This window comes from Selenomonas sp. ND2010, assembly GCF_000702005.1.
Taxonomy (GTDB): Bacteria; Bacillota; Negativicutes; order Selenomonadales; family Selenomonadaceae; genus Selenomonas_A.
Genome location: NZ_JNKI01000047.1, coordinates 1 through 8,857 on the forward strand (window position 1 = coordinate 1; position 8,857 = coordinate 8,857).

Consider the following 8,857-nt stretch of genomic DNA (forward strand, 5'->3'; position numbering starts at 1 on the left):
TCGTCGAAAAATTGCTACCGTTCAAGCGAAGCGCGTTTTGCAACTTTTTCGATGCTTAATTAAAGATAAAAATTTCGTTTAGGAAAACATCTCCCGCGTAGTGTTGGCACTGCCCCTAGCGGCGGCGAAGAGCTGCTTCGAATAAGGCTCCACGAACCGATAAACGGTAATTTAACAAAATCCCCTTGACTCGGGTATGAGCCAAGGGGATTGCTTCTTGATAAAATTTACTGAACCAGTAAATCGCGGAATTTCGTGTATTCCTTCTGGAAGAAAAGCTGGATGCTGTCGACGGGACCATTACGATGTTTTGCCACGATGATTTCCGTGATATTTTTGTTTTCCGTATCCTTATCGTAGTAATCTTCGCGATAAAGGAACATGACGATATCGGCATCCTGCTCCAACGAACCGGACTCACGCAAATCTGAGAGCATCGGTTTTTTGACCTGACGGCTCTCAACCGAACGGGAGAGCTGTGACAGTGCGATGACTGGTACGTCAAGCTCACGAGCCAAAGCCTTGAGCGAACGCGAAATCTCTGAGATTTCCTGCTGTCGGTTGTCGCTGTTTTTGCTGGCCCGTCCCTGCATCAACTGCAAATAGTCGATGATGATGAGGTCCAGTCCATGTTCAGCTTTCAGGCGGCGTGCCTTAGATCGCAGATCCATGACCGTGATACCGGCCGTATCATCGATAAAAATCGGCGCACGGCTGAGCCTGTCCGCCGTCTCAACCAATTTATTCCATTCGCCCTCATCCAACTGGCCCGTTCGCAAACGCGTGGCATCAATGCCACCTTCCGAGCACATCATGCGCTGCATGAGCTGCTCTTTACTCATCTCGAGGGAAAAAAATGCGACTTTGCAGTCATGAAGACCACAATATGCGGCAATATTAAGGGTAAATGCCGTTTTACCCATAGACGGACGCGCAGCCACTAAAATGAGGTCAGATTTCTGCAGACCAGAGGTAAGTTTATCCAAATCCTTAAACCCCGAACTAATGCCTGTAAGTCCACCCTTGGACTCATAGAGCACATTGATGCGCTCAAAGGTGCGCATGACAATGCTTTTCATGGACTCAAAGGCGCCGCCATTCTGGCGGTTGGCTACGGCCAGGATGCTCTTTTCCGCCTCATCCATGATATTTTCCACGGAATCCGTATCCTCGTAAGCGGCACTGGCAATTTTGGTCGCCGCATTAATGAGATTGCGAAGTTCTGCTTTTTCCTTGACGATTTTCGCATGATAGCCAACATTCGCTGCCGTGGGCACGGCATTCGCCAGCTGCGTGATAAACGGCAGGCCGCCGATTTTCTCTAGCTGTTCGCTCTTGCGCAGCTGTTCCGTCAAGGTTACGAGGTCAACCGCCTCATCATTGCCCGATAGTTCCAGCATCGCTTCATAAACGATGCGATGGGCTTCACGGTAAAAGTCATCCGGCTGCAGGATTTCCTGCACCTCGATGATGGCTTCTTTCTTTATGAGCATCGCTCCCAGAACAGCCTGCTCGGCTTCGATATTCTGAGGAGGGACGCGTTCTGGTAATGCCATTTTTGTATCCTTTCTAAGCAGCGGCCAATGGCTTATTCGTCTTCAAACAGGATAGCAAAAGCCTCGTCTGCTGTTTCTACTGCATGGATTTCCAAGCCGAGATGTTCCTTCGGGATATCCTTGCTGTTTTCCTTTGGGATAATCAAGGTCTTGATTCCCGCCTGTTTGGCACCATAAGCTTTTTCAAAGACACCGCCAACGGGGCGGACGCGCCCCTGCAGGGAAATCTCACCAGTCACAGCCACGTTCTGCTTGATTTTGCGGCCTGTTATCGCACTGGTTAATACCGCTAGAATAGCCGTACCGGCACTAGGGCCGTCGATATTGCCGCCACCGATTACATTGATATGAACATCGTAATCATGAATATCCTTGCCCGTAAGCCGCCGCATGACAGAAGCAGCATTGAACACGGAATCCTTGGCCATGGAACCAGCCGTCTCATTAAAGCGGACAGTTCCCTTACCCTTTTCATGCGCCTCAAAAGCCACAGCCTCAATCTCGATGACCGAGCCTAAAAAGCCCGATACGCCGAGGCCAAAGATATGACCGGTCAAGGCCTTATCCGAAGCCTTCTTCGTCACGAATTGATAAAGCCGGCTAACCTGAGCGACTTCGTAGATATCCGCCTTGGTGATGGATACCGCTGGCCCTTCGCCGCGGGCTATCTTCTCCACAGGGACCTGATCGGCTGCCCCACATTTTTCCAAGGCCAAACTATACGCATCGGCCAGTATATTGATGGCCTTGCGGCCTTCAATGGTGTACTCGCTGATGAGCGCTGCCACCCCTTCATCCATGGTCACATGGAGTTTGGCCGCCGCATTGGTCACGATTTCCTCGATATGGCGCGGCGTGAGCGGCTCGAAATATATCTCGGCACAGCGGGAGCGCAGTGCCGGATTGATATGGCCGGCATCGCGGGTAGTGGCGCCAATCAACACGAAATCGGCTGGCGCACCTTCCTCGAAGAGCTTATGGATATATGGTGGAACTTTTTCATCCGTCGGGTCATAATAAGCCGATTCAAAGAATGCCCGTTTATCCTCAAGCACCTTCAGCAGCTTATTCTGCAGCATTTCATCCATCTCACCGATTTCATCGATGAACAGAATACCACCATGTGCATCGGTAACCAGTCCCGGTTTTGGCTCAGGGATGCCACCATCGGCCAGATTGCGCTGAGCGCCCTGATAGATTGGGTCATGAACCGAACCCAGCAGCGGGTTGGTCATATCCCGCGGATCCCAGCGAAGCGTTGTACCATCGGTTTCCACGAACGGAGCTTCTTCCTTGAACGGTGATGCCGCTTTTTTCTTGGCCGCCTCCAGCACGAGCCGGGCAGCCGTAGTCTTGCCGACTCCCGGCGGACCATAGAGCAGCAAATGCTGTGGGTAAGGCGAGCTGAGCTTCGCCATCAGCGACTTAACCGCCCGCTCCTGACCGACAATCTCCGAAAAGTCCTGCGGACGCAAAAGTTCCATAATGGACTGGGTCAAATGAACGGATTCGAGCTGCTCGAGCTTTTCCCGTTTCTTCCGGTCCTGCGGGGACTCGGCCCCTGGTTTTTCCTCTTTGATAACCTGCTTGCGAATATCGTTTAGATATTCTTGATGCTCTTTTTCGAGTTTTTCCGAAACCTTTTTCTCGATGTGGTCCTCGACATTGCGACGCGCCACCAGATCCGCCGTCCGTTCCGACAACTGCTCCATTACCTTTGGCAGTTCGGCTTCCTTCGGCGCCGGTGCTATCAGCGGGTCTTCTTCAAGGATTCGCTGCAGGGCCAGCACCCGGTCACAGCGGTCTTCGGACCGCATGAGCTGCAAAGCCTTCATTTTACCGGCTTTAATTACGAGCTTTTCCGTTCCCATCACATCGACCAGCACCGCATAGAGAGCCTCGATTTCCCGGTCAACGGGCTGTTGTTCCTGACGAACAGGAGCAGGCATAGCCTGCTCCTCATTTTTCTTGAATTTGCGAAATAGATTCTTAAAGAAGTTCATAACAATCAGCCAGCAACCACGTTAATCTTGATTTTGCTCGTAATGGACGGATGAACCTTTATAACAGCCTCATATACGCCTTCGCCCGTTACTTCGCCCTGAATGGCAATTTTGCGCTTGTCGATATCGATGTTGGACTTCTTGAGTGCCGCCGCGACATCTTTGCCCGTTACCGATCCGAAGAGTTTGCCGCCCTCACCGATTTTGACTGGAATCGTTACGGAAACCTTTTCGAGCTGAGCTGCCATGAGTTTTGCTTCATCCGTTGCCATAGCATCTTTACGGGCTTTAGAGCCAGCCTGTGCTTTGGCTACATTCATATTTTCAGCCGTAGCCAGGACTGCTGCTTTTTTCGGCAGCAGGAAATTGCGGCCATAACCTTCCGATACTTCGACAATATCGCCTTTTTTACCGAGTTTCTTAACGTCCTGCTGAAGTATTACTTTCATCTTGATCATTCTCCTCTATATAATTCTTACTGATTTCAATTACCTTGGCCTTGATGTCCTCGACATCGCCATCTTTGACCTGGGCACCGGCCACATTTTGATGTCCACCACCGCCAAATGCCTCCATGATGACCTGAACATTCATATCCCCCGTGGAACGGGCACTGATACCTACCGTATTATTGGGCAGGCGGAACACGACAATGCTCATGCGGACATTTTCGATGCGCAACAGGGAATCTGCCGCCTGAGCGGCAATAACCTGGATGTTGTTCAATTCCTCAGGAATACAGGAGACAATGAGGCCGCCCTCATAGAGCTCCGACCGTGCCTTCGTACGCGCCAATGCCACTGTCGTATCGTAATCGGAACGGAACAGATGGCGAACCATGACCGGATCTGCACCACTGCGGCGCAGGTAGGCGGCTGCATCAAAAGTGCGCACGCCAGTCTGGACGGCAAAATTCTTCGTATCTACCACAATACCGGAGTAAAGTGCCGTCGCATCGAGGCGGGAAAGCATCAAATCATCGCTGAAGTACATCAAAAGCTCCGTCACCAATTCGCTGGTGGAGCTGGCAGCCGGCTCGATATAGACGAGCAGCGGATTTTTGATAAAGTGTTCGCTGCGGCGATGATGGTCGATGACCACCACCTGCGGAATGCGCTCCAACAGCGAAGAATCCGCCACCAAATGCGGGATATGCGTATCCACGACAATGAGCACCGGATTGAGTGCTGTCATCATCGTGAGGTCATCCGCACGAACGAAGATGCCTTCGTATTCTTCCTTGCCCTGCAGCAAATCGGCAAACTTGTCAATGCCCTCATTCATTTCCGATAACACGATATGAACCGGCTTTTCCAGCTGCCGCGCCATTTTGGCCATTCCCATGGCCGCGCCAAAACAGTCGAAATCCTCGTTGTGGTGCCCCATGATGAAAACCTCATCGGCCCCCTCCATGATTTCGCGGATTGCATGCGCAACCACCCGGGCTTTGACACGGGTATGCTTCTCCACTGCCTTGGTCCGGCCGCCAAAGAACTGCGTCTTGCCGCCGATATCTACGGCGACCTGGTCGCCGCCACGGCCCAAGGCCAAGTCAAGGCCAGCCTGAGCCTGAGCGCCCAGTTCTGCCATGCTCTGCGAATCCGCTACGGCCACGCCCATCGAAAGCGTAACCGGCAGGCGGTTGCTGCTCTGCAGCTGACGGACCTTATCGAGGACATCGAAGCGTTCACTGATGGCAAGGTCCAGTCCCTCACGATCGAGGACCACCAGATAAAGATCATCCGAAACCCGGCGCATAAAACCGCCCAGATTCTTCATCCATTTATCCAAGGCCTGATTGACCGCCAAAAGCAACGCGGTGCGCTCCGCTTCGCTCTGCCCCTGCATGACTTCATCGTAATTGTCAATCTGGATATAGACCAGAACGGTACGGCTCTGCTGATACGTCGAGCGCAAGGTTTCATGCGTCGTGACATCCTGCACATAAAGCGACATCAGCTGGGGCTGATGCGGAGCCATCTTCACCGGACGATAACGCACCTGATAGTACTTATCCTCATGAGCAAAGACGTATTCCCCTTCCTGCCCCCAGATTGGCGTGATGATGATGCCCGGCCAGATATCTTTAATATCCGTATCCATTTCCGGCTGGCTGCCCACATACTGAGCCACCCGGGAATTGGTCCATTGAATGCGCCCATCCTCTGTCACGATCAAGACAGCCTGAGGCAGTTCTTCCACCGCATAATTGACCATTTCCTTGATATTCTGCACAACATTGCGGCAATAGCGGTCAAACCGCTTGGAGCGGTCTGCACAGCGCTCTCTTGCAAAGGAAGCAAGGGAAAGCCACACCACGCCTGCAATCGCAGCAATATAACGGTTATAATACGATAAAACCCCAATCAGTACCAGCATAATCAGCAGATGGATTGTCAAATCAATCCAGGCTGAAAGATTTCGCGGCATTGCGCCTCACCTCATTTCTCACCTCGCGCCGCAAACCGGCGTCGATAGTCAAAAAGCATGTCAAAAAGCCCGGTCAAGGCTACCAGCTGGGTCAGAAAACCACTGGTAATAATCACAACGATAATAAGAATCCGGGCTACAGTTGCCAGCTTATAATGCCGCATGACACAATGGGTAAGTGCCAAGCCCTGGATGAGTCCGGCAAAGATTGCCACCATATTGGCATTGACGGAAATCTGATAGAGCAGTTGGATTTCCCGCGTCCCTCCCCAGTAAATGCCAACCAGGGCAAACCCGAAAAGGTATAGGAAAAAGGACGGCAGACGCCATTCGGCAAACGGAGGAAGCGTCTCGACCGGCTCTCCCAGCCGCCGCAGCACCCGTGTCCCCAGCAAATAACCTACTACCGTATCCGTCAGTCCCATCATCAGGACCACCAACGGCAGCAGCAGCTGCAGCATCATCAGCGCAGCATCCATTTCCTGACGAGCCTTTGCCAGCGCAGCTTCTTCCATTCCCATGCTCTGATACATCTGGAATACCGCCTCGAAGGACGCTCTTATCGCATCCACATCCATATTCAGCGGATTGACTGCCGTGACGGCAAATATCAACGCCAAGGCGGCCAGTTTACCAGCCAGCGATGCCAGGAAAGCAGCGCCAAATACCTTCGCCCCCGACCAATGCCGCCGGAACCCCAGTCCCAACAGGAGTCCAGCCGGAGCAAAGGACAGCACCATGCGCAGGGACATCATCGGTTCAAGCAAAAACGCCATACAGATGCCAGACACCAATACTGCCATGATTCCCCAGCGGAAACCATGCCGCACTACGAGCACCAGGATAGGCAACGCCCAGATAAGTGCCGCCACTATCCCCAGTACCGGCAAATAAACAGCAAGCATAGCCAATACAACAGTCATCGCTGCCAAAAGGCCGCTTTCTGCCATCGGGGTGATTCTATGTTGAGTCATATTGTCATCCTTTCTCAGGGTATTTTTTTACAAAACGCCCTTAGTAAACCAATCTTCATTATAGCAGAAAAGAAACATGCTGTCTTGAAAGCAGGTACTAATATAAAGCTCCGGCCGCCACAGTGCTGCTGTGGCGGCCGGAATCAAACCTTCTTGATTTATTTGACAAATACGCTGAGGTCGAGGCTGTTGAAACCTTCCAAAAGCTCTTTGACCTGATTGGCGATTTCCTTTACGCCGCCCTCCCGGCTGCTCTCTACATTGAGCGGCATATTGGGGTCATGAAGCGACATGCGCAAGAGCGCCCAACCATTGGGGAATACCAGCCGCACGCCTTCATAAGACGGTTTGGCAATCTTGATTCCCTTGGCTTCTGCCCGTTCTTCAAACGTCTTCAAAACGCCGTTGCCATAAGCGCGGAAATCCTCTTCGCCCTTGATTTTAAGGCGGAACTCCTGACTCTCCTGTGGTGCGCCAAGATTCTTGACGAGGTCAGACAGCTTGCGGCCAGCTGCTTTGGCTTTCGCAGCCGCTACGAGCAGTTTAACTGCCAGATAAGCACCATCATCCAAGTAATAGTTCTCGGACAATGCCCCATGTCCGGACGTCTCAATAGCCAGTGGCGAAACCACTCCCGCCTGGTTCTGTCGAATGCACTCGTCGATGACATTCTTATAGCCGCGCATATAACGCAGATGCTTGAGTCCCAGATCCTTTTCCAAGAACTCTGTCAGTTCATCACTGGTAACCGAGTCGGTGATAATCGTACTGCCCGGATAAGCCGGTGCCAGAATTGCCGCCATCATGCCGATGAGCTCATTGCGGCTGATTTCCTTGCCGTTCTTGAGTACAGCACTCATGCGGTCGACATCGGTGTCGAAAATCAGGCCGAGATCCGCGTGATTGTCGAGGACAGCCTGACGGATTGCCGCCATAGCCTGCTTGTTTTCCGGATTAGGAATGTGATTCGGGAAATGACCATCCGGCTCCAGGAAAGCACTGCCCGTCGTATCCGCACCGAGGCGGCCGAGAACCTGCGTAGCAAAGAAACCGCCAGCACCGTTGCCGGCATCGACTACAATATGCATGCCCTTGAGTGGCTCATTTTCGCCCCCCAGCGCCTCACGGATTTTCTTGCGCAGATGGTGACCATAACGTTCCATGAGGTTATAGCGCTGAGCTTTGGAACGCTCCCCTTCCATAACCGGATAGCGGGAAGCATTCTGCAGGATCGTGATGATATCCTCATGTTCTACACCACCGTCTTTGGTGAAGAACTTCATGCCGTTGCGGTTATAAGGCAGATGGCTGGCCGTAATCATGATGGAACCATCCATCTGCGTCTCCGGAAATACCGTTGACATGAACATAGCCGGCGTTGATGCCATACTGCAGTCGACGGTAACGACACCATGAGCCGTCAACGATTTCAAGACTTCACGCTTGAGGTCATGTCCCGTAAGGCGGGAATCACGGCCTACCGCGATGCGCAAATCCTTCTTGGCTTTTCCCGTGCGCTCAGCCAGGAACTCGACAAAGCCTGAAGTTATGACATTGGCTGCCTCAGTGGTCAGGTTCACCGGTTCATCGGCCACGCCCTCCATAGCGACACCGCGAACATCGCTGCCATTCGCAAGTTTCATCAGGTTTTTCTCTGGGATAATCATCAAAATGCCCCCTCAGCAATTAATCAAGATAGAATAACTATCATCGTTACTATCTATGATAATATGTATTCCATGTGAATTGCAAATTTTCCTGTTATTTTAATTTTTCTCCAGAAACAAATTACAGTTTGTAGGTTACAAGAATCTCATTCGAAGCAGCTCTTCGCCGCCGCTAGGGGCAGTGCCAACACTACGCGGGAGATGTTTTCCTAAACGAAATTTTTATC

At 51.9% G+C, this 8,857-nt stretch carries 6 protein-coding genes; all 6 read right to left on the bottom strand.

What is annotated here, in order from left to right; all coding sequences use genetic code 11:
• Positions 1–227 precede the first annotated feature (227 nt).
• A complete protein-coding gene (gene dnaB, locus T504_RS0111655; RefSeq protein WP_033171251.1) occupies positions 228–1,556 on the bottom strand; it encodes a replicative DNA helicase in 1,329 nt (442 codons plus the stop codon).
• A gap of 32 nt (positions 1,557–1,588) precedes the next feature.
• The gene (gene lonC / locus T504_RS0111660) at positions 1,589–3,559 is read right to left on the bottom strand and encodes a Lon family ATP-dependent protease (protein ID WP_033171252.1); all 1,971 of its coding nucleotides are present in this window, start codon (positions 3,557–3,559) and stop codon (positions 1,589–1,591) included.
• 5 nt (positions 3,560–3,564) lie between these two features.
• Complete coding sequence (gene rplI / locus T504_RS0111665; protein WP_033171253.1) at positions 3,565–4,008, bottom strand: 50S ribosomal protein L9; 444 nt, start codon at positions 4,006–4,008, stop codon at positions 3,565–3,567.
• Entirely contained in the window at positions 3,980–5,989 is a 2,010-nt protein-coding gene (locus T504_RS0111670) for a DHH family phosphoesterase (protein WP_033171254.1), read from the bottom strand. The genes rplI and T504_RS0111670 overlap by 29 nt, the downstream gene beginning before the upstream one ends.
• Before the next feature lie 11 nt (positions 5,990–6,000).
• Positions 6,001–6,963 carry a YybS family protein gene (locus tag T504_RS0111675; protein WP_033171255.1) on the bottom strand — a complete coding sequence of 321 codons (963 nt, stop codon included), beginning with the start codon at positions 6,961–6,963 and terminating at the stop codon, positions 6,001–6,003.
• 158 nt (positions 6,964–7,121) lie between these two features.
• Positions 7,122–8,630: a phosphohexomutase domain-containing protein gene (locus tag T504_RS0111680; protein ID WP_033171256.1), complete on the bottom strand. Its 1,509-nt coding sequence runs from the start codon at positions 8,628–8,630 to the stop codon at positions 7,122–7,124.
• Between the last annotated feature and the right edge of the window lie 227 nt (positions 8,631–8,857).

Coding starts and splice junctions, on each gene's coding strand:
- T504_RS0111670 (WP_033171254.1), bottom strand. CDS start 5,989: ATGCCGCGAAATCTTTCAGCCTGGATTGATTTGACAATCCATCTGCTG.
- rplI (WP_033171253.1), bottom strand. CDS start 4,008: ATGAAAGTAATACTTCAGCAGGACGTTAAGAAACTCGGTAAAAAAGGC.
- T504_RS0111680 (WP_033171256.1), bottom strand. CDS start 8,630: ATGATTATCCCAGAGAAAAACCTGATGAAACTTGCGAATGGCAGCGAT.
- T504_RS0111675 (WP_033171255.1), bottom strand. CDS start 6,963: ATGACTCAACATAGAATCACCCCGATGGCAGAAAGCGGCCTTTTGGCA.
- lonC (WP_033171252.1), bottom strand. CDS start 3,559: ATGAACTTCTTTAAGAATCTATTTCGCAAATTCAAGAAAAATGAGGAG.
- dnaB (WP_033171251.1), bottom strand. CDS start 1,556: ATGGCATTACCAGAACGCGTCCCTCCTCAGAATATCGAAGCCGAGCAG.